We start from the raw sequence: 21,600 nt of genomic DNA on the forward strand, positions 1-21,600 counted from the left end.
AAGATTGAGACTGAAGGAATTATCATGAAAGTGTTTTACGACAAGGACGCCGACCTCTCCCTGATCAAGGGCAAGAACGTCACCATCATCGGCTACGGCTCGCAAGGCCATGCCCACGCGCTGAACCTGAAGGATTCGGGCGTGAACGTGACGGTCGGCCTGCGCAAGAGCGGCGCGTCGTGGAACAAGGCCGTCAACGCCGGCCTGCAGGTCAAGGAAGTGGCGGAGGCCGTGAAGGGCGCCGACGTGGTCATGATCCTGCTGCCGGACGAGCAGATCGCCGACGTGTACAAGAACGAAGTGCACGCCAACATCAAGGAAGGCGCCGCGCTGGCCTTTGCCCACGGCTTCAACGTGCACTACGGTGCCGTCGTGCCGCGCGCTGACGTGGACGTCATCATGATCGCGCCGAAGGCCCCGGGCCACACCGTGCGCGCCACGTACACGCAGGGTGGCGGCGTGCCTCACCTGATCGCCGTGTACCAGGACAAGTCCGGCGCCGCCCGTGACATCGCCCTGTCGTATGCCACCGCCAACGGCGGCGGCCGTGCCGGCATCATCGAAACCAACTTCCGCGAAGAAACCGAAACCGACCTGTTCGGCGAGCAGGCTGTTCTGTGCGGCGGTACCGTCGAGCTGATCAAGGCTGGCTTCGAAACGCTGGTGGAAGCCGGCTACGCGCCGGAAATGGCCTACTTCGAGTGCTTGCACGAGCTGAAGCTGATCGTCGACCTGATCTACGAAGGCGGCATCGCCAACATGAACTACTCGATCTCGAACAACGCGGAGTACGGCGAATACGTCACCGGCCCGCGCATCGTGACCGACGACACCAAGAAGGCGATGAAGGCTGTCCTGAAGGACATCCAGACCGGCGAGTACGCCAAGAGCTTCCTGCTGGAAAACAAGGCTGGCGCCCCGACCTTGTCGTCGCGCCGCCGCCTGAACGCCGAGCACCAGATCGAGGTGGTTGGCGAGAAGCTGCGCGCCATGATGCCGTGGATCGCCAAGAACAAGATGGTCGACCAGTCGAAGAACTAAGCTGCCTGCCAGCGTGAGGCCGCGCCGCCCGCTGGGGTGGCCGGCCGCAGCCGTTCAGTGTCTCGTGGATGCCTTCTACTTCTATAGTGGGAAGGGATTCGCGGGGCCTGAACGGCTTTTTGTTATCCTTGTCGGACTTTGGGCGGAGCGTGCCTTATCCTGCTCTGCATCGGTGCCGTCGGGCCCTCCCAGTGGCCGCATCTGCTGCACCTGAGTGCGCGATCGTGCCTTTTCCCCTCAACCAAGCAAGCACTGCATGAACTATCCTCATCCGCTGATCGCCCGTGAAGGCTGGCCGTTCCTGGCCGGCGCCTTTCTTATCTCGCTGCTGGTGCATGCCAGCGCGGGTTTCTGGTGGGCATTGCCGTTGTGGATCATCACGCTGTTCGTGCTCCAGTTCTTCCGTGATCCGCCGCGGCCGATTCCGTCGCAACCGAATGCCGTCCTGGCACCTGCGGATGGACGCATCGTTTCGGTGGAGAAGGTGCAGGACCCGTACGCCGGGCGCGAGGCGCTGAAGATCAGCGTGTTCATGAATGTCTTCAACGTGCACTCGAACCGCGCCTCGGTCGACGGCAAGGTGGAGAAGGTCGAGTATTTTCCCGGCAAGTTCGTCAACGCGGACCTGGACAAGGCTTCCACCGAGAACGAACGCAATGCGCTGGTGATCCGGCGCGCGGCGGACGGCCAGCTCGTGACGCTGGTGCAGGTGGCCGGCCTGGTGGCACGCCGCATCCTGTGCTACACCAAGGTGGGCGAGAACCTGTCGCGCGGCCAGCGCTATGGCTTCATCCGCTTCGGTTCCCGGGTGGACGTCTACCTGCCGCTGAGCGCGCGGCCCCGTGTCACCATCGGCGAAAAGGTGTCGGCATCGTCGACGATTCTCGCCGAGCTGGATGAACTGAAGTAAGCGACAACCAGACAGGAGCGCTGTAATGGTTGCCTTCCACCGACGCAACAAGCGGATTTCCAACGGCAACGTGACGCACCTGCGTCCATTCCGCCACAACCAGCTGCGTGGCGCGGACGACCTGGACGACGATGCCGCCGATGACCAGGACATGGTCTACGAGCGCCCGCGCCCGCGCCGGCGCGGCATCTACCTGCTGCCCAATGCATTCACGACGGCAGCACTGTTTGCCGGCTTCTTCGCCATCGTGCAGGCCATGAACATGCGCTTCGACGTGGCGGCCATTGCCATCTTCGCGGCAATGGTACTGGACGGCATGGATGGGCGCGTGGCGCGCATCACCAATACGCAAAGTGCGTTCGGCGAGCAGTACGATTCGCTGTCGGACATGACGTCGTTCGGCGTGGCGCCTGCCCTGGTGATGTACGAATGGATCCTGCATGACCTGGGCAAGTGGGGCTGGATAGCCGCCTTTGTCTACTGCACATGCGCAGCCCTGCGGCTGGCACGCTTCAATGCCAACATCGGCGTGGTCGACAAGCGTTTCTTCCAGGGACTGCCGAGCCCTGCCGCGGCAGCGCTGGTGGCTGGCTTCGTCTGGCTCGTCATCGACAACAAGCTACCGGTCAAGGAATTGTGGATGCCGTGGGTGGCATTCGGCATCACGCTGTATGCCGGGCTGTCGATGGTGTCGAACGCACCGTTCTACAGCGGCAAGGCGCTTGATGTCCGCTACCGCGTGCCGTTCGGCATGATGGTGCTGGTGCTCGTGCTGTTCGTGCTGGTGTCGACCGATCCGCCGGTCGCGCTGTTCGCGCTGTTTGTCGCCTACGCGATATCCGGCTATGTGCTGTGGGCCTGGCGAGGCATGCATGGCCAGCCAGGCGTGGCAAAGAAGGTGCGCGAGAACGGTAATCACTGAGCGGCGCGAAAGGGAAGGGCGCTGCGGCGCCCTTCGTGCTTTGCCGCGGCCGCTGCTTGGCCGGATCTGGATTGCCATGGCTGCGGCCAAGGCATGCATTCTGTGTTTTCCACTCACCGTCAGGAGGATGTCATGGGCATGTTCGACTTCATCAAGGAAGCGGGAGAAAAGCTGTTCGGTACCGGCGAGGCCAAGGCCGCGCAGGCGGCCGCTGCGGCGGACGCATCAGCCGAGAAGGTGGATGCGGCCAACCGGGCCGCCGGCGACGCCATCGAGGCATACATCAGGAAGATGGGGCTCGATGCCACGGGGCTGGCGGTGCAGGTGGACGGCTCCCAGGGGCTGGTGACCGTGTTCGGCGTGGCACCGGACCAGGCCACGCGCGAAAAGATCGTCCTGTGCTGCGGCAATGTCGACGGCGTCGACAAGGTCGAGGACAAGATGTCGGTCAACGTGGAGTCGTCGGAGTCGCAGTGGCACACCGTGGTCAAGGGCGACACGCTGTGGGCGATCTCGCAGGCTGCCTATGGCAACGGTGCCGAGTACAACCGTATTTTCGAAGCCAACAAGCCGATGCTGTCCCACCCCGACAAGATCTACCCGGGGCAGAAGCTCCGGATCCCGCCGAAGGCCTGAGCCCACGCCTGTGGAATGCCCGTCTTGCACGGGCGCGGCAACTCCGCTATAGTCCTTGCCATGATTTCGCGCCAAGCCCTACTCGCCCGCACTACCCTAGGTGGCCTACTAGGCCATCAGGTCGGGACGCGCGCGCGCTAAGGCTGCCTATACCCTTAGCGCGGAATCGCCAAGGAATTTTCCAACGCCCCGGCCTGCATCGATGCACGCCGGGGCGTTTTGCATTCACTCGCAGTGAAGGTGCGAAACAGGCGGTACCCGACGGCACGATGGCGGGGACAGCACACGATAAAGCCCAGGAGCTCCACAATGTCTGACAAACTCATCATTTTCGACACCACCTTGCGCGATGGCGAGCAATCGCCCGGCGCCTCGATGACGCGCGAGGAGAAAATCCGCATTGCGAAGCAACTGGAGCGCCTGAGGGTCGACGTGATCGAAGCCGGTTTTGCCGCCAGCTCCAATGGCGACTACGAGGCCATCCGTGCCATCGCCCAGGTCGTGAAGGATTCCACCATCTGCTCGCTGGCCCGCGCCAACGACAAGGACATCGCCCGCGCCGCCGAAGCCCTCAAGCCGGCCAATTCCTTCCGCATCCACACGTTCATCGCCACCTCGGCGCTGCACATGGAAAAGAAGCTGCGCATGACGCCGGACCAGGTGTACGAGCAAGCGCGTCTGGCTGTGCGCTTCGCGCGCCAGTTCACGGATGATATCGAGTTCTCGCCGGAAGACGGCAGCCGCTCGGACATGGATTTCCTGTGCCGCGTGCTCGAAGGCGTGATCGCCGAAGGCGCGACCACGATCAACCTGCCCGACACCGTAGGCTACGCGGTGCCGGAGGGTTACGCCGACCTGATCCGCTCGGTGCGCGAGCGTATCCCCAATTCCGACAAGGCCGTGTGGTCCGTCCACTGCCACAACGACCTCGGCATGGCCGTGGCGAACTCGCTGGCTGCAGTGAAGCTGGGCGGTGCGCGCCAGATCGAATGCACGATCAACGGCCTGGGCGAGCGTGCCGGCAACACCAGCCTCGAAGAAGTCGTGATGGCCGTGAAGACCCGCCGCGACTACTTCAACCTCGATGTCGGCATCGATACCACGCAGATCGTGCCGGCCTCGAAACTGGTGTCGCAGATCACAGGTTTCGTGGTGCAGCCGAACAAGGCGGTGGTTGGTGCCAACGCGTTCGCGCATGCCTCCGGTATCCACCAGGACGGCGTGCTCAAGGCGCGCGACACCTACGAGATCATGCGTGCCGAGGATGTGGGCTGGACCGCCAACAAGATCGTGCTGGGCAAGCTGTCGGGCCGCAACGCGTTCAAGCAGCGCCTGCAGGAACTTGGTGTCGAGCTCGAAAGCGAAGCCGAAGTCAATGCCGCCTTTGGCCGCTTCAAGGAGCTGGCCGACCAGAAGGCAGAGATCTTCGATGAAGACATCATGGCCATCGTCTCGAACGAGGCCCAGCATGATGCCAACGAGTATTACCGCTTCATTTCGCTGTCGCAGCGCTCGGAAACCGGTGAACGCCCGCATGCCCGTGTGGTGTTCAACATGGACGGCCAGGAACACGCCGGCGAAGGCGAGGGCAACGGCCCGGTCGACGCCACGCTGCATGCGATCGAATCGCAGGTGAGTAGCGGCGCCGAGATGGTGCTGTACTCGGTGAACGCCATTACCGGCGGTACCGAGGCGCAGGGCGAAGTGACGGTGCGCCTGTCCAAGGCCGGCCGCATCGTCAACGGCGTCGGCACCGACCCTGACATCGTGGCGGCTTCGGCCAAGGCCTACCTGGCCGCGCTGAACAAGCTGCACGACAAGGCCGTGCAGAAGATCAACCCGCAAATCTGATATTCAGACCCGCATCCTGGCGCCGTTCCCATCCGGAGTGGCGCCGGCGGCGACGGGCCTATCCGGCCTGAACGCCAGAACCAGCCTGCCGGCCGCCAGACGTGGTCCGCGGGCTGTTTTCATTGCGCAGGCTTACCAGCGCCACCGCCGATCGGGGTCGTAGAGGGGGTCTGGCGTGATCTGTGTCTGGCGCAGAATGCCGTCGTCGTCGAAATAGAAGTTGAACAGTGACGGCCACACGCCTTCATGGCGGAAGCGGTAGGCCCAGACCTCGCGCTTCATGCGCGGGAAATACTCGACCGGCTCGCGTGTCATGCCGAAGTGTTCCTGCACATCGCGCTTGGTCCACTTGCCGATCTCGGCCTTGTACAACTCGAGCGTGTCGAGCATGTTGCGGAAGTCGGTCAGATTGCCGTTGCGATCGAAGTCGGCCGCGTAGGCCTGCTGGCCGAGCGGCTGCTTCGAATAGATCCAGCGCGTGGTGCCGTCACGCAGGGCATAGACTTCGGGCGGCGGGCCGAAGCGGGCCTGCACGGCTGCCTGAGGGGCGCCGATGAGCTTGCGGCCTTCGTCCACCGGCATCAGCGTGGCGCATGCCGACAGGACGGCGATGGTCGCCGCCAGCACCAGGCGGCGACTGGCGTGCAGCAAAGTCTGGTTCATGACTGCCTCCCGGTTCATGTCGGTACGTATAGCGGAAGTGTAGCGAGTCACATGGTTGATGTGCATCTGGCGTATCTTTTGTTGCGAACGTCCGGCAAGTTCGCGCATGACCGACGTTACTTTCGCAGGAATCAACGACACGCAGCGATTTGCGGCTTGCCGGGTGCTGCCTTACCATGCGCGCTTTCGTGGAGACATGGCATGTGGAAACTGGCGAAGGGCTGGCTGGCGGCGGGCCTGATGTGGATGGCAGCGGGCGCCCAGGCGCAGGAGCCGATCCGGCTTGGCATGATCGACGGGCTTTCCGGGCCGTTCGCCAACGCCGGCGAAGCCGTGGTGCGCAACCTGCGCATTGCAATCGAGCGGATCAATGCGCGGGGCGGTGTGAAGACGGCGCAGGGCCAGCGGCCGATGGAGCTGGTCACTTTCGACAGCAAGGGCAATGTCGATGAAAGCCTGATCCAGTTTCGAAGCCTCGTGGACAAGGGCATTCCCTTCGTCCTGCAGGGCAACAGTTCGGCCGTGGCCAGCGCGCTGGTCGCGGCGATCAATCGCCACAACGCGCGACAGCCGGATGCGCGGGTGCTGTTCCTGAACTACTCGGCGGTCGATCCCAGCCTGACCAACGAAAACTGCAGCTTCTGGCATTTCCGCTTCGACGCCAGCGCCGACATGCGCATGCAGGCATTGGCCGAAGTCATCCGGCAGGACCACTCGGTGCGCCGTATCTACCTGGTCAACCAGGACTACAGCTTCGGCCATCAGGTATCGCGCTCCGCGCGCGCCATGCTGGCGGCCAAGCGGCCGGACGTGCAGTTCGTCGGCGACGAATTCCACCCGATCGGCAAGATCAAGGACTTTGCGCCCTATATCGCCAAGATCAAGGCCAGCGGGGCTGACGCCGTCGTGACCGGAAACTGGGGTAACGACCTCACGCTGATGGTCAAGGCTGCGCGTGAAGGGGGCCTGCAGGCAAAGTTCTACACCTTCTATGGCAACGGCCTCGGCGCGCCTGCCGCGATGGGCGATGCCGGCGTGGGCCGCGTGCTGGCCGTGGCGGAATGGCATCCGAATGTCGGCGGCGCGGCGTCGGATGCGTTCTACGAGCAGTTCCGCGCGCGCTATCCCGAGCCGAAGGACGACTACGTGCACCTGCGCATGCAGATGATGGTGGAAATGCTGGCGCGTGCGATCGAGAAGGCGGGCTCGATCGATGCGGTGAAGGTCGCCAGTGCGCTGGAGAACATGCGCTACGTCAACGACTTTCATGAGGCCACTATCCGCGCTGAAGACCATCAGGTACTCCAGCCGTTGTACGTTTCGGTGATGGAGCGGCAGGGCGGCGAAGTCCGGTTCGACAACGAGGGATCAGGCTACGGTTTCCGCACAGTGCGCAAGCTCAAGGCAGCCCAGACCACGCTGCCTACCACGTGCCGTATGCAGCGCCCCTAGAGCCTGTGCGCGAGTTTGACGGGAAGAGTGACCCCCGGTATCGCTTTTCCGTTATAATTCGCCGCTGTCGTCATCCGGCTCCCGCCGGCGTGAGGGCAGATGCCTGTTTATGCATGGCACGACGCAAGCGGCGCATCCCGCGCTGTGGCGTTCGCAAGTGAAAGGAAATCATCATGGCAGTCGCCGATATCAACAAGTCCGAAGTCATCAAGCAGTTCGCCCGTGGCGCCAACGACACTGGCAGCCCCGAAGTGCAAGTGGCCCTGCTGACCACCCGCATCAACGAACTGACCCCGCACTTCAAGGCCAACATGAAGGACCACCACAGCCGCCGCGGTCTGCTGCGCATGGTGAGCCGCCGCCGCCGCCTGCTGGACTACCTGAAGTCCAACGACGCTGACCGTTACCGCGCCCTGATCGAAAAGCTGGGCCTGCGCAAGTAAGGATCGGCTGGCATGGCAGCGCGAATCCTGGGTTTGCACGGTTTCGCGTGAGGCCTCGATGCCTGCTTCAGCATTGCTGGGGCAGGCATTTTGCATTTCTGGCCGGCCGATTTCGCGCCTGGGCGGAAGTGCAACATGTTGAAAAGTGATTTTCAGATCGCTGGATCAGGTGAATTCTGATTCGCTGGTCCCCCGTTGCGGCAAGCCCCGCAACGGAGTAAGTTGCTCTTTTTCATGGTTTTTAGTATCCGGACCGGCCAAGGAAACAGGGCTTTGTGTCATTCCAGCGCGGCATCGGCGACAGTGCCGCGCTGGAATGGCATAGCACTTCCCTGCGACTGCGACCGCCTCCGGCAGTTAGCCCGCGGCTGAGAACGCGGGCGAGACACGCTGCGTAACGATTGCAGCGTGCACGCAAGACAAGGAATGCAAATGTCCATGTTCAACAAAGTAGTCAAGCAGTTCCAGTGGGGCCAGCACACGGTCCGCATGGAAACCGGTGAAATCGCCCGCCAGGCTGGCGGTGCCGTGCTGGTCGATGTGGAAGATACCGTCGTGCTGGCGACCGTGGTCGCTGCCAAGAGCCCGAAGCCCGGCCAGGACTTCTTCCCTCTGACGGTCGACTACATCGAAAAGACCTATGCTGCCGGCAAGATCCCCGGCGGCTTCTTCAAGCGTGAAGGCCGTCCGTCGGAAAACGAGACGCTGACCTCGCGCCTGATCGACCGTCCGCTGCGTCCGCTCTTCCCGGAAGGCTTCTACAACGACGTGCAGGTGGTCGTGCACGTGGTGTCGCTGAACCCGGAAGTGCCGGCTGACATCCCCGCGCTGATCGGCGCCTCGGCCGCGCTGGCCGTGTCGGGCATTCCGTTCAACGGCCCGGTGGGCGCTGCCCGCGTCGGCTACAAGGACGGCCAATACCTGCTGAACCCGACCCGCTCGCAGATGGCCACGTCGGACCTCGACCTCGTCGTCGCCGGTACCGAGCGCGCCGTGCTGATGGTGGAATCGGAAGCCAACCAGCTGTCGGAAGACGTGATGCTGGGCGCCGTGGTGTACGGCCATGAGCAGATGCAGATCGCCATCAACGCGATCCACGAACTGGTGCGCGAAGGCGGCAAGCCTGAGTGGGACTGGGTCGCTGCGCCGAAGAACGAAGCGCTGATCGCCAAGGTCACCGAAGTTGCGCTGCCGCTGCTTCAGGAAGCCTACCAGCTGCGCCAGAAGTCGGCCCGCAGCCAGAAGCTGAAGGAAGTGTCCGCCAATGTGGCGGCCGCGCTGGAAGCCGCTGGCGTGGAAGCCGACAAGGTGGAAGTCGGCAACATCATGTTCGACCTGGAAGCCAAGATCGTCCGTGGCCAGATCCTGGGCGGCGAGCCGCGCATCGACGGCCGCGACACGCGTACCGTGCGTCCGATCGAGATCCGTTCGTCGGTCCTGCCGCGTGCCCACGGTTCGGCGCTGTTCACCCGCGGTGAAACGCAGGCGCTGGTCGTGGCCACGCTGGGCACCAAGAGCGACGAGCAGATCATCGACGCGCTGGCCGGCGAATACCGCGACCGCTTCATGCTCCACTACAACATGCCTCCGTTCGCCACCGGCGAAACCGGCCGTGTGGGCAGCCCGAAGCGCCGCGAGATCGGCCACGGCCGCCTGGCCAAGCGCGCACTGATCCCGGTGCTGCCGAAGGACGACGAGTTCGCCTACACCATCCGCCTGGTTTCGGAAATCACCGAATCCAACGGTTCGTCGTCGATGGCTTCGGTCTGCGGCGGCTGCCTGGCACTGATGGACGCCGGCGTTCCGGTCAAGGCGCACGTGGCCGGCGTGGCCATGGGCCTGATCCTGGAAGGCAACAAGTTCGCTGTGCTGACCGACATCCTGGGTGACGAAGATCACTTGGGTGACATGGACTTCAAGGTGGCGGGTACCGACAACGGCATCACCGCGCTGCAGATGGACATCAAGGTGCAGGGCATCACCAAGGAAATCATGCAGGTTGCCCTGGCGCAGGCCAAGGAAGGCCGCCTGCACATCCTGGGCAAGATGCAGGAGGCGATGGGCCACGCGCGCACCGAGCTGTCGGCGCACGCACCGCGCATGATCACCATGAAGATCCATCCGGACAAGATCCGCGAAGTGATCGGCAAGGGCGGCTCGACCATCCAGGCGCTGACCAAGGAAACCGGCACCACCATCGACATCCAGGAAGACGGCACGATCACCATCGCCTCGACCTCGACCGAGGGCATGGCCGAAGCCAAGCGCCGCATCGAAGGCATCACCGCCGAAGCCGAAGTGGGCAAGATCTACAACGGCACGGTGCTGAAGCTGCTGGACTTCGGCGCGATCGTGAACATCCTGCCGGGCAAGGACGGTCTGCTGCATATCTCGGAGATCGTCAACGAGCGCGTGAAGGACATCAAGGACTGGCTGAAGGAAGGCCAGCAACTGCGCGTCAAGCTGATCCAGGCTGACGAGAAGGGCCGTCTGCGTCTGTCGCTGAAGGCCGCGCTGGCGGAAGAGGGCGGCAGCATCAGCCCGCAGAACAACGCGGAAGCGGCGCCTGCTCCGGTCACCCCGGCGGACCAGCAGCAGTAAGCTGGGATCGGTGCCGCCATCAGGCGGTATCGGAGAAAAAGCGGCTGGCGATGTCCAGCCGCTTTTTTGTTTACACTGCCGGGCAACCCAATTGAGCAACCGCTCTCACCGACACGCCGCGACGGCATCAGCGCTTCGCGCGCGAGACCAAGAACAGGAGCAGCAATGCAAGCCATCGAGATTCGCGAATACGGTGCCCCCGAAGTCCTGCAGGAAACGCAGCGGCCTGACCCGGTGCCGGGTGCCGGCGAAATCCTGATCCGCGTGGCCGCGGCAGGGGTCAACCGCCCGGACGTGTTTCAGCGTACGGGCAACTATCCAGTGCCGCCGGGCGCGTCGGACCTGCCTGGCCTGGAGGTGGCGGGCGTGGTGGTCGGCGGTGACCTTTCCCATGCGGACAATCACTTTGGGCTCAAGGTGGGCGACCGTGTCTGCGCGCTGGTGCAGGGCGGCGGCTACGCGCAGCTGTGCACCGCGCCGGTAGCCCAGTGCCTGCCGGCGCCGAAGGGCCTGAGCGACATCGAGGCCGCGGCGCTGCCGGAGACGTTCTTCACGGTCTGGAGCAATGTGTTCGACCGCGGCTACCTGGGCCAGGGCCCGCGCGGCAAGGACGAGACGCTGCTGATCCAGGGCGGCTCGAGCGGCATCGGCACGACCGCGATCCAGATCGCCAAGGCGCTGGGCTACAAGGTGTTCGTCACCGCTGGCACGGACGAAAAGTGCAAGGCCTGCGAGGCGCTCGGCGCGGACCGTGCCATCAACTACAAGACGCAGGATTTCGTTGCCGAAGTGGCAGGCCTGACCGAAGGCAAGGGCGTTGACGTGATCCTCGACATGGTGGCAGGGTCATACCTTGGGCGCGAGCTGAAGTGCATCGCCGATGACGGCCGCATCGTCATCATCGCGTTGCTCGGTGGCGCCAAGGCAGAGATTCCGCTCGGCGACATCCTGCGCCGCCGTATCACCGTCACGGGCTCCACGCTGCGCCCGCGTTCCGCGGCGTTCAAAGGGCAGATTGCGCAGGCACTGCATCAGAAGGTGTGGCCGCTGCTTGAGGCGGGCAAGATCAAGCCGGTCATTCACAAGGTCTTTCCCGCTGCCCAGGCGGCCGAGGCGCACCGGCTGATGGAGTCGAGCGAGCACATCGGCAAGATCGTGCTGACCTGGTAATTGCCTCGAAGTGTTGCCGCGCCGGGGGCTGGCCGGGCGCGGTAGCGCCGGCCCCCTGCCGCAAGCTACAATAACGGGTTTGATTTGGGAGGGGACCCCGTGAGACAAAAGCTCGTCATCGGCAACTGGAAGATGCACGGCAGCCTTGCCGCCAACGCCGCGCTGCTGGAAGGTATCAAGGCAGCACCCGCGCGCGCGCGGCTGGCGGTCTGCGCACCTTTCCCCTATCTTGCACAGTGCCAGGCGCTGCTCAACGGCTCACAGGTGGCCTGGGGGGCACAAGATGTGTCCGCCGAGGCGCGTGGCGCCTTCACCGGCGAAGTTGCGGCGTCCATGTTGGGTGAGTTCGGGTGCACATACGCGCTGGTTGGTCACTCCGAGCGACGTACGTATCATGCGGAAACCGATGTGGTGGTTGCCGCCAAGGCTCTGCGTGCCCTGGAGTTCGGCATCTTGCCGGTGATCTGCGTCGGCGAGACGCTGGCCGAGCGCGAAGCCGGTGAAACCGAGGCTGTCGTGGGTCGCCAGTTGCAGGCAGTCCTTGACGCGCTGTCGGTCGAGCAACTGGGCCGTGTGGTGCTGGCCTACGAGCCGGTCTGGGCGATCGGCACGGGTAAGACCGCGACCAGCGAACAGGCGCAGGCCGTGCATGCCTTCCTGCGCCGCAAGGTCCGCGAGCGCGATGCCGGCGTGGCTGAGCGCATGGCCATTTTGTACGGCGGCAGTGTCAAGCCGGACAATGCAGCTGAACTGTTTTCCATGTCCGATATTGACGGGGGCCTGATTGGGGGTGCCTCGCTGAAGTCGGAAGATTTTCTCGCGATCGGCAACGCCTGAATGCCTGTCGCACCGGACATTCGATCAGGCAAGTAACGCTACTTTATCCAAATGGCAATTTTCAAGACTTTGTTGGTACTGGTGCAGGTGTTGTCGGCGCTCGGCGTCATCGGCCTGGTGCTGATTCAGCACGGCAAGGGTGCCGATGTGGGCGCGGCATTCGGGTCCGGTGCTTCGGGCAGCCTGTTCGGCGCAACGGGTTCGGCAAACTTCCTGTCGCGTACGACTGCGGTGCTGGCGACATTCTTCTTCATCTGCACGCTCAGCCTCACGCTGATGGGTAACTACAAGCCTGCCGCATCGCTGGGCGTGATGGGTTCGGCTCCGGCTTCTGCGCCGGCTCCGGCCAGTGCCTCGGCACCTGCTGCAGCGGCTGCGGACGCTTCGGCTCCGGCTGTGCCCGCTGTACCGAAATAATCAAGCAGCCTTGTATTCGATTCCTGATTTTTTTTGCAGTTGTGCGTTGAACAATGCAGCGAACCGGGTTAGAATTCAAGGCTTGAAACGATTCCCCAGCGATGGGGCTTGAGCAAAGGGAAAACCTCTGCAAAGCCCTGAAGGGCCTGAAAACCCGGCGCCAGGCAATATTGTTTCTCCCCCAGCCGACGTGGTGAAATTGGTAGACACGCTATCTTGAGGGGGTAGTGGCGAAAGCTGTGCGAGTTCGAGTCTCGCCGTCGGCACCAAACAACTTGATCGGAGTCCGCTGTCGGGCAATGCTCCCGGCCAGAGGGCTCCGGCAATCCGCAAGGCGGCGCGCCGTGAGTTTTTCGGCATAGCGCCTGGGGTGGGCAACAGAACGCCGCTTCAGCTGGTGCTGTTGACAACATTCCAGATAAGGCTGGCCGTACCTTGACTCTCGAAGCCTACTTCCCCGTTCTCATCTTCATCATCTTCGGCGTTGTGCTCGGCGTGGCGCTGATGTCGATTGGTCGGATTCTCGGCCCGAACAAACCTGATCCCGCGAAGCTGTCGCCGTACGAGTGCGGCTTCGAAGCGTTCGAGGATGCGCGCATGAAGTTCGACGTGCGCTACTACCTCATCGCCATCCTTTTTATCCTGTTCGATCTCGAAACCGCCTTCCTGTTTCCGTGGGGTGTTGCCCTGAAGGATATTGGCTGGCCGGGATTCATCGCCATGGGCGTGTTTCTGCTGGAATTCATCGTGGGCTTCGTCTACATCTGGAAAAAGGGCGCGCTCGATTGGGAGTGATGTGAAATGGCAATCGAAGGCGTTCTCAACGAAGGCTTTGTCACGACTACCGCTGACAAGCTGATCAACTGGACCCGCACCGGGTCGCTGTGGCCGATGACCTTTGGCCTGGCCTGCTGTGCCGTGGAAATGATGCATGCCGGCGCCGCGCGCTACGACCTGGACCGCTTCGGCGTGGTGTTCCGCCCGTCGCCGCGCCAGTCGGACGTGATGATCGTGGCCGGCACGCTGTGCAACAAGATGGCACCCGCGCTGCGCAAGGTCTACGACCAGATGGCCGAGCCGCGCTGGGTGATCTCGATGGGTTCTTGCGCCAATGGCGGCGGCTACTACCACTATTCGTACTCGGTGGTGCGTGGCTGCGACCGCATTGTGCCGGTGGACATCTATGTGCCGGGCTGCCCGCCCACGGCTGAGGCGCTGATCTATGGCGTGATCCAGCTGCAGAACAAGATCAAGCGTACCAATACCATCGCGCGCAAGGGCTGACATGGCGAAGCTTGAGACCCTGAAGGCCGCGCTCGAGAAAGTTCTCGGCAAGCGCGTGCAAAAACTGATCGAGGCGACCGGCGAACTGACGCTGATCGTCAAGGCTGACGACTACCTGGAAGTTGCCCGCATCCTGCGCGATGATTCGTCGCTGCGTTTCGAACAGCTCATCGACCTGTGCGGTGTCGACTATTCCGAATATGGCGATGGCGCCTGGGATGGCCTGCGTTTTGCTGCGGTGTCGCACCTGCTGTCCGTGACCCACAACTGGCGCCTGCGCGTGCGCGTGTTTGCCCCGGATGACGACTTCCCGGTGGTGCCGTCGCTGATCGACGTGTGGAATTCGGTGAACTGGTTCGAGCGCGAGGCGTTCGATTTCTACGGCATCGTGTTCGAAGGCCATCCGGACCTGCGCCGCATCCTGACCGACTACGGTTTTGTCGGCCATCCGTTCCGCAAGGATTTCCCGACCTCGGGTTACGTGGAAATGCGCTATGACCCGGAGCAGAAGCGGGTCATTTACCAGCCGGTGACGATCGAACCCCGCGAAATCACGCCACGCGTGATCCGCGAGGAAAACTACGGCGGCACGCAGCACTGATTACGCGCCATGGCAGATATCAAGAATTACACCCTGAACTTCGGCCCGCAGCACCCGGCCGCGCACGGCGTGCTGCGCCTAGTGCTGGAGCTGGACGGCGAAGTGATCCAGCGCGCCGACCCGCACATCGGCCTGCTGCACCGTGCCACTGAAAAGCTGGCCGAGCAGAAGACCTGGATTCAGAACGTTCCGTACATGGACCGTCTCGACTATGTGTCGATGATGTCCAACGAACACGCCTACGTGATGGCGATCGAGCGGCTGCTCGGCATTGAAGTGCCGGTCCGCGCGCAGTACATCCGCGTGATGTTCGACGAAATCACCCGTCTGCTGAACCACCTGATGTGGATCGGCGCGCATGCGCTCGACGTGGGCGCCATGGCGGTGTTCCTCTACGCTTTCCGCGAGCGCGAGGATATGTTCGACATGTACGAGGCGGTGTCGGGAGCGCGCATGCACGCTGCCTATTACCGTCCGGGCGGTGTCTATCGCGACCTGCCTGACACAATGCCGCAATATCGGGCGTCCAAGGTTCACAACGAGCGTGCCATCAAGGTCATGAACGAAGCGCGTTCGGGCTCGCTGCTGGACTTCATCGAGGACTTCACCAACCGGTTCCCGAAGTACGTCGACGAGTACGAGACGCTGCTGACCGACAACCGGATCTGGAAGCAGCGCCTGGTGGACATCGGCGTGGTGAGCCCGGAGCGTGCACTGCAGATGGGCTTTACTGGCCCGATGCTGCGTGGTTCGGGCATTGCCTGGGACCTGCGCAAGAAGCAGCCGTACGAGGTGTACGACAAGATGGACTTCGATGTGCCGGTGGGCGTGGGTGGCGACTGCTACGCGCGTTACCTCGTGCGTATCGAGGAAATGCGCCAGTCGAACCGCATCATCAAGCAGTGCATCGAGTGGCTGCGCCGCAATCCGGGCCCCGTGATCACGGACAACCACAAGGTTGCGCCGCCGTCGCGGGTGGACATGAAGTCGAACATGGAAGAGCTGATCCACCACTTCAAGCTGTTCACCGAAGGTGTTCACGTGCCCGAAGGTGAGGCTTATGCAGCGGTGGAGCATCCGAAGGGCGAGTTCGGGATCTATGCGATCTCGGACGGCGCAAACAAGCCTTACCGCCTGAAGATTCGTGCGCCCGGCTATGCGCACTTGGCCGCCCTCGATGAGATGGCCAAGGGACACATGATTGCTGACGCGGTAACGATCATCGGCACGCAGGACATCGTCTTCGGCGAGATCGACCGCTAACTCACTGGCCGCCGGCCCGGACGACGATCCGGGCGCTTTCTTGCCGCTCCCGGATTGTGTAATGCGGGGGCGACGGGAAAATCCGCGGCGGAACGGCAGGGCCTCAGGCCTGCCGGCGGAACAGGCAGCGACGGCTGCAAACCTGCGGATGCAAGCCCCGGTGCGCTGCCTCCGACGTTTTACTGCAATGACCATGCTATCAGCAGAAGCTCTCAAGGAAATCGATCGCGCGATCGCGAAGTATCCGGCCGACCAGAAGCAGTCGGCCGTGATGGCGGCGCTTGCCGTGGCGCAGGGCGAGGTGGGCTGGGTTTCCCCCGAAGTCATGCAGTTTGTCGCCAGCTACCTCGACATGCCGCCCGTGTGGGTGGAAGAGGTGGCGACCTTCTACAATATGTACGACACCAAGCCGGTGGGCAAATACAAGCTCGCCGTCTGCACCAACCTGCCGTGCGCCCTGTCGGGCGGCGAGCGCGCCGGCGACTACCTGAAGCGCAAGCTCGGGATCGACTACAACGAGACCACCGCTGACGGCTGCTTCACCCTGAAAGAGGGCGAGTGCATGGGCGCTTGCGGCGATGCGCCGGTGATGATCGTCAATAACACCCGCATGTGCAGCTTCATGAGCGAGGACAAGCTCGACGCGCTCGTCGACGAGCTGAAGGCCGAAGCTGCCAAGGGGGGCAAGTAATATGACCTGTCTGCACGACCGCCATATCCAGCCGCTGATCCTGGCCGGCCTGGACGGCAAGAACTGGCACCTGGAAGACTATGTCAAGCGCGGCGGCTACCAGCAGCTCAAGCGCATCCTGACCGAGAAGATCCCGCCCGAGCAGGTGATCGCCGACGTCAAGGCCTCGGGCCTGCGTGGCCGCGGCGGTGCGGGCTTCCCGACCGGCTTGAAGTGGAGCTTCATGCCGCGTACGTTCCCGGGCCAGAAGTACCTCGTCTGCAATACCGACGAGGGCGAGCCCGGTACGTTCAAGGACCGCGACATCATCCGCTACAACCCGCATGCGCTGATCGAAGGCATGGCCATCGGCGCGTACGCGATGGGCATCACCGTGGGCTACAACTACATCCACGGCGAGATCTGGAACGAATACAAGATCTTCGAGGAAGCCCTCGAAGAGGCGCGCGCCGCCGGCTTCCTGGGTGACAACATCCTGGATTCGGGCTTCAGCTTCCAGCTGCACGCCCACCATGGCTATGGCGCCTACATCTGCGGCGAGGAAACCGCGCTGCTCGAATCGCTGGAAGGCAAGAAGGGCCAGCCGCGTTTCAAGCCGCCGTTCCCGGCCAGCTTCGGCCTGTACGGCAAGCCGACCACCATCAACAACACCGAGACCTTTGCCGCGGTGCCGTTCCTGCTGGCTGTCGGCCCGGAGAACTACCTGAAGCTGGGCAAGCCGAACAACGGCGGCACCAAGATCTTCTCGATCTCCGGCGACGTCGAGCGTCCCGGCAACTACGAGATCCCGCTGGGCACGCCGTTCGCCAAGCTGCTGGAACTGGCCGGCGGCATGCGTGGCGGCAAGCGCATCAAGGCGGTGATCCCGGGCGGCTCGTCCGCGCCGGTGGTGCCGGGCGACATGATGATGGCGTCCGACATGGACTACGACTCGATCGCCAAGGCCGGCTCGATGCTGGGCTCGGGCGCCGTGATCGTCATGGACGAGACGCGTTGCATGGTGCGCTCGCTGCTGCGCCTGTCGTATTTCTATTTTGAAGAGTCGTGCGGCCAGTGCACGCCGTGCCGCGAAGGCACCGGCTGGCTGTACCGCATGGTCAATCGTATTGAACACGGAGAAGGGCGCCAGGAAGACCTGGACCTGCTCAACAACGTCGCGGAAAACATCATGGGCCGCACCATCTGCGCGCTCGGCGATGCCGCGGCGATGCCGGTCCGCGGCATGCTCAAGCACTACTGGAAAGAGTTCGAGTATCACGTCGAACACAAGCAGTGCATGGTTCCGGCCTACATCTAAGCGTGGCAGAACATGGTTGAACTCGAGATCGACGGCAAGAAGGTTGAGGTTGCGGAAGGCAGCCTGGTGATGGAAGCGGCCCGCAAGCTGGGCACCTACATCCCGCACTTTTGCTACCACCGCAAACTGTCCATCGCGGCGAACTGCCGCATGTGCCTGGTCGAGGTTGAAAAGGCGCCCAAGGCGCTGCCCGCCTGCGCCACGCCTGTGACGCCTGGCATGAAGGTCTTCACCAATTCGGAGAAGGCCGTCAAGGCGCAAAAGTCCGTGATGGAATTCCTGCTGATCAACCACCCGCTCGACTGCCCGATCTGCGATCAGGGCGGCGAATGCCAGTTGCAGGATCTGGCCGTGGGCTACGGTGCATCGGAGTCGCGCTACAAGGAAGAGAAGCGCGTGGTGTTCCACAAGAACGTGGGCCCGCTGATCTCCATGGAGGAGATGACCCGCTGCATCCACTGCACCCGCTGCGTACGCTTTGGCCAGGAAGTGGCCGGCGTGATGGAGCTGGGCATGCTGAACCGCGGCGAGCACTCGGAAATCACGACCTTCGTCGGCCAGACCGTGGATTCGGAACTGTCCGGCAACATGATCGACCTGTGCCCGGTCGGCGCGCTGACCAGCAAGCCGTTCCGCTACTCGGCCCGTACGTGGGAACTGGCACGCCGCAAGTCGGTGTCGCCGCACGATGGCCTGGGTGCCAACCTCGTCGTCCAGAGCAAGAACCAGCGCGTCATGCGCGTGCTGCCGCTCGAGAACGAGGACATCAACGAGTGCTGGATCTCGGACAAGGACCGCTTCTCGTATGAAGGCCTGAACAGCGCCGACCGCGTGACCCGCCCGCTGCTGAAGCAGGGCGGCCAGTGGATCGAAACCGACTGGCAGACCGCGCTCGAATATGTGGCCAACGGCCTCGCGAGCATCAAGCGCGACCATGGCGCCGACCAGATCGCCGCGCTGGCCAGCCCGCACAGCACGCTGGAAGAGCTGTACCTGCTGGGCAAGCTGATGCGCGGCCTCGGCAGCGACAACGTCGACTTCCGCCTGCGCCAGTCCGATTTCTCGGCCGCCCTGAAGGGCGCGCCGTGGCTTGGCATGCCAGTGGCTGACGTGTCCGCGCTGCAACGCGTGCTGGTGATCGGCTCGTCGCTGCGCAAGGATCACCCGCTGCTGGCTTCGCGCCTGCGCCAGGCTGGCAAGAAGGGCGCCCGCGTTGCCGTGCTGGGCGCCGGCGGTGAAGACCTGCTGATGCCGCTGGCCGCTCGCATCGACGTGGCGCCGTCGGGCTGGACTGCTGCGCTGGCCGGCGTTGCCCGCGCCGTGGCCACCGCCAAGGGCGTTGCTGCCCCGGCCGGCACAGAAGGTTTTGATGGCGGCGATGCTGCCCGCAAGGCCGCAGAAGCCCTGCTCTCGGGCGAGCGCCGTGCCGTGTTCCTCGGCAATGAAGCCGTGCGTCACCCGCAGTTCGCCGCGCTGCACGCGCTGGCACAGTGGATCGCCACGGAAACCGGCGCCACGCTGGGCTTCCTGACCGAGGCTGCGAACACCGTGGGCGGTTATATCGCCGGTGCACTGCCGAAGCAGGGCGGTGCCAATGCCCAGGCGATGCTGGAGTCGCCGCGCAAGGCCTACGTGCTGCTCAACACCGAACCCGAGTTCGACGCCGCCGATCCGCGCAAGGCGCTGGCGGCGCTGGCCCAGGCTGGCACGGTGGTGGTGCTGTCGCCGTTCCGTTCGGAAGCGGCCATGCAATACGCCGACGTGATCCTGCCGGTCACGCCGTTCACCGAAACCGCGGGCACCTTCGTCAACTGCGAAGGCCTGCCGCAGAGCTTCAACGGTGTGGTGCGCGCGCTCGGCGAATCGCGTCCGGCCTGGAAGGTGCTGCGCGTCCTGGGCAACCTGCTGGACGTGACCGGTTTCGACTACGACAGCGCGGAAGCCGTCCGTGCCGAAGTCCTGGCCGGTCCGGTTGCACCGCAACTGAGCAATGCCACTGACGCGCCGATCCGCGTGACTTCGGCCGCTGTCAATGGCATCGAGCGGATTGCCGACGTGCCGATCTACCATGCCGACCCGATCGTGCGCCGTGCCGAATCGCTGCAGTTGACCGCCGCGGCCCGCCGCGCGCAGCAGGTGGCGCTGTCCGCCGACCTGTTCGCCGGCCTGGGTATCCAGTCGGGAGACCCGGTCCGCGTGACGCAGGGCGAGGGTAGCGTGGTGCTGCCCGGCGTGCTGGAAAACACGCTGCCGGCCAACACCGTGCGCGTCCCGGCCGCAACGCCGGCAGCCGTCAGCCTCGGCGCCATGTTCGGCACGGTCAAGGTCGAGAAGGCCGTGGACCTGCCTGCCGGCCAGAAGGCGGCTGCAGCAGCCGGCGCGGCCTGAGCCATACAAGAATAGCGAGAACGCAACATGATCGACTGGATTACCTCGCAAGGCCACGCCATCTTCGGCGGCGCTTGGACGCCGCTGTGGATCCTCATCCGTGCCGTGCTTATCGTGGTGCCGCTGCTGCTGTGCGTGGCCTACCTGATTCTGTGGGAGCGCAAGCTGATCGGCTGGATGCACGTGCGCCTGGGCCCGAACCGTGTCGGTCCGCTGGGCCTGCTGCAGCCGATTGCCGACGTGCTGAAGCTGCTGCTCAAGGAAGTCATGACGCCGACGCAAGTCAGCAAGGGCATGTACCTGATTGCCCCGCTGATGGTGCTGATGCCGGCCGTGGCCATCTGGGCGGTGATCCCGTTCCAGGCTGAAGTGGTGATGGCCGACGTCAACGCCGGCCTGCTGTACGTGATGGCGATCAGCTCGGTCGGCGTCTACGGCGTGATCCTCGCCGGCTGGGCGTCGAACTCGAAGTACGCGTTCCTGGGCGGCATGCGCGCCGCCGCGCAGATGGTGTCGTACGAAATCGCCATGGGCTTTGCCCTGGTGACGGTGCTGATGGTGTCGGGTAGCCTGAACCTGTCCGCCATCGTCAACAGCCAGAACGCCGGCTATTTCGCTGACATGGGCATCAACATCCTGTCGTGGAACTGGATTCCGCTGCTGCCGATGTTTGGGGTGTACTTCATCTCCGGCGTGGCCGAAACCAACCGCCACCCGTTCGACGTGGTCGAAGGCGAATCGGAAATCGTGGCCGGCCACATGATCGAATACTCGGGCATGGGCTTCGCACTGTTCTTCCTGGCCGAGTACATCAACATGATCGTCATCTCGACGATGACCGCGCTGATGTTCCTGGGTGGCTGGGCGCCTCCGTTCTCGAGCTTCGTGACGAACGCGATCCCCGGCTTTTTCTGGCTGCTGATCAAGGTATTCCTGCTGCTGTCGGTCTTTATCTGGATTCGCGCTTCGTTCCCACGCTACCGCTATGACCAGATCATGCGCCTGGGCTGGAAGGTGTTCATTCCTTTGACCGTGGGCTGGCTGATCATCGTGGCGATCTGGATCAAGTCGCCTTGGAATATCTGGCACTGAACGGCCAAGCGAGGCGCAGGCTGCAACGCTGCGGCGCGCGT

The 21,600-nt window shown here is 63.5% G+C and carries 20 protein-coding genes and 1 tRNA gene; 20 read left to right on the forward strand and 1 reads right to left on the reverse strand.

From position 1 onward, the window contains the following. Positions 1 to 24: 24 nt before the first annotated feature. From ilvC to LDO29_RS02250, 5 genes are all read left to right on the forward strand, one after another. A complete protein-coding gene (ilvC, locus tag LDO29_RS02230; protein WP_224078158.1) occupies positions 25 to 1,041 on the forward strand; it encodes a ketol-acid reductoisomerase in 1,017 nt (338 codons plus the stop codon). A 256-nt stretch (positions 1,042 to 1,297) separates the two neighbouring features. Beyond that, positions 1,298 to 1,951 carry a phosphatidylserine decarboxylase gene (locus LDO29_RS02235; RefSeq protein ID WP_224078159.1) on the forward strand — a complete coding sequence of 218 codons (654 nt, stop codon included), beginning with the start codon at positions 1,298 to 1,300 and terminating at the stop codon, positions 1,949 to 1,951. Between the two features lie 25 nt (positions 1,952 to 1,976). After that, a complete protein-coding gene (gene pssA / locus LDO29_RS02240; protein ID WP_224078160.1) occupies positions 1,977 to 2,873 on the forward strand; it encodes a CDP-diacylglycerol--serine O-phosphatidyltransferase in 897 nt (298 codons plus the stop codon). Between the two features lie 132 nt (positions 2,874 to 3,005). Beyond that, positions 3,006 to 3,509, forward strand: coding sequence for a peptidoglycan-binding protein LysM (lysM, locus tag LDO29_RS02245; protein ID WP_224078161.1), 504 nt, complete (start codon positions 3,006 to 3,008; stop codon positions 3,507 to 3,509). Positions 3,510 to 3,818: 309 nt separating this feature from the next. Beyond that, positions 3,819 to 5,360, forward strand: a complete 1,542-nt coding sequence (locus LDO29_RS02250; RefSeq protein WP_224078162.1) for a 2-isopropylmalate synthase — start codon at positions 3,819 to 3,821, stop codon at positions 5,358 to 5,360. A 132-nt stretch (positions 5,361 to 5,492) separates the two neighbouring features. On the opposite strand, the gene LDO29_RS02255 is transcribed toward LDO29_RS02250, so the two are convergent. After that, complete coding sequence (locus LDO29_RS02255) at positions 5,493 to 6,023, reverse strand: hypothetical protein (RefSeq protein ID WP_224078163.1); 531 nt, start codon at positions 6,021 to 6,023, stop codon at positions 5,493 to 5,495. 201 nt (positions 6,024 to 6,224) lie between these two features. On the opposite strand from LDO29_RS02255, the gene LDO29_RS02260 reads away from it, so the two are divergent. The 15 genes from LDO29_RS02260 (at position 6,225) to nuoH (ending at position 21,559) form a co-directional block, all read left to right on the forward strand. Then, on the forward strand, positions 6,225 to 7,475 hold the full coding sequence (locus LDO29_RS02260) for a branched-chain amino acid ABC transporter substrate-binding protein (protein WP_224078164.1): 1,251 nt from the start codon (positions 6,225 to 6,227) through the stop codon (positions 7,473 to 7,475). A gap of 173 nt (positions 7,476 to 7,648) precedes the next feature. Next, positions 7,649 to 7,918, forward strand: coding sequence for a 30S ribosomal protein S15 (rpsO, locus tag LDO29_RS02265; protein ID WP_010809136.1), 270 nt, complete (start codon positions 7,649 to 7,651; stop codon positions 7,916 to 7,918). 432 nt (positions 7,919 to 8,350) lie between these two features. Further along, a complete protein-coding gene (pnp, locus tag LDO29_RS02270; RefSeq protein WP_224078165.1) occupies positions 8,351 to 10,519 on the forward strand; it encodes a polyribonucleotide nucleotidyltransferase in 2,169 nt (722 codons plus the stop codon). 165 nt (positions 10,520 to 10,684) lie between these two features. Beyond that, on the forward strand, positions 10,685 to 11,689 hold the full coding sequence (locus LDO29_RS02275; RefSeq protein ID WP_224078166.1) for an NAD(P)H-quinone oxidoreductase: 1,005 nt from the start codon (positions 10,685 to 10,687) through the stop codon (positions 11,687 to 11,689). Between the two features lie 99 nt (positions 11,690 to 11,788). Then, a complete protein-coding gene (gene tpiA / locus LDO29_RS02280) occupies positions 11,789 to 12,526 on the forward strand; it encodes a triose-phosphate isomerase (RefSeq protein WP_224078167.1) in 738 nt (245 codons plus the stop codon). A gap of 51 nt (positions 12,527 to 12,577) precedes the next feature. After that, positions 12,578 to 12,943, forward strand: coding sequence for a preprotein translocase subunit SecG (gene secG, locus LDO29_RS02285; protein ID WP_224078168.1), 366 nt, complete (start codon positions 12,578 to 12,580; stop codon positions 12,941 to 12,943). Positions 12,944 to 13,127: 184 nt separating this feature from the next. Continuing rightward, positions 13,128 to 13,212: transfer RNA gene (locus LDO29_RS02290), tRNA-Leu, on the forward strand. 166 nt (positions 13,213 to 13,378) lie between these two features. Then, positions 13,379 to 13,738 carry an NADH-quinone oxidoreductase subunit A gene (locus tag LDO29_RS02295; protein WP_224078169.1) on the forward strand — a complete coding sequence of 120 codons (360 nt, stop codon included), beginning with the start codon at positions 13,379 to 13,381 and terminating at the stop codon, positions 13,736 to 13,738. A 6-nt stretch (positions 13,739 to 13,744) separates the two neighbouring features. After that, positions 13,745 to 14,227 carry a NuoB/complex I 20 kDa subunit family protein gene (locus LDO29_RS02300; protein WP_011297145.1) on the forward strand — a complete coding sequence of 161 codons (483 nt, stop codon included), beginning with the start codon at positions 13,745 to 13,747 and terminating at the stop codon, positions 14,225 to 14,227. Between the two features lies 1 nt (position 14,228). Continuing rightward, the gene (locus LDO29_RS02305) at positions 14,229 to 14,828 is read left to right on the forward strand and encodes an NADH-quinone oxidoreductase subunit C (RefSeq protein ID WP_224078170.1); all 600 of its coding nucleotides are present in this window, start codon (positions 14,229 to 14,231) and stop codon (positions 14,826 to 14,828) included. A gap of 9 nt (positions 14,829 to 14,837) precedes the next feature. After that, positions 14,838 to 16,091, forward strand: coding sequence for an NADH-quinone oxidoreductase subunit D (locus LDO29_RS02310; RefSeq protein ID WP_224078171.1), 1,254 nt, complete (start codon positions 14,838 to 14,840; stop codon positions 16,089 to 16,091). A gap of 193 nt (positions 16,092 to 16,284) precedes the next feature. Continuing rightward, positions 16,285 to 16,782, forward strand: coding sequence for an NADH-quinone oxidoreductase subunit NuoE (nuoE, locus tag LDO29_RS02315; RefSeq protein WP_224078172.1), 498 nt, complete (start codon positions 16,285 to 16,287; stop codon positions 16,780 to 16,782). A 1-nt stretch (position 16,783) separates the two neighbouring features. Further along, positions 16,784 to 18,079, forward strand: coding sequence for an NADH-quinone oxidoreductase subunit NuoF (gene nuoF, locus LDO29_RS02320; RefSeq protein ID WP_224078173.1), 1,296 nt, complete (start codon positions 16,784 to 16,786; stop codon positions 18,077 to 18,079). Between the two features lie 12 nt (positions 18,080 to 18,091). Beyond that, positions 18,092 to 20,467, forward strand: coding sequence for an NADH-quinone oxidoreductase subunit NuoG (nuoG, locus tag LDO29_RS02325; protein WP_224078174.1), 2,376 nt, complete (start codon positions 18,092 to 18,094; stop codon positions 20,465 to 20,467). Positions 20,468 to 20,494: 27 nt separating this feature from the next. Beyond that, entirely contained in the window at positions 20,495 to 21,559 is a 1,065-nt protein-coding gene (gene nuoH / locus LDO29_RS02330) for an NADH-quinone oxidoreductase subunit NuoH (RefSeq protein ID WP_224078175.1), read from the forward strand. The last annotated feature ends 41 nt before the right edge of the window (positions 21,560 to 21,600 follow it).

It is taken from the genome of Cupriavidus laharis, assembly GCF_914271435.1.
GTDB classification, from domain to species: domain Bacteria; phylum Pseudomonadota; class Gammaproteobacteria; order Burkholderiales; family Burkholderiaceae; genus Cupriavidus; species Cupriavidus laharis.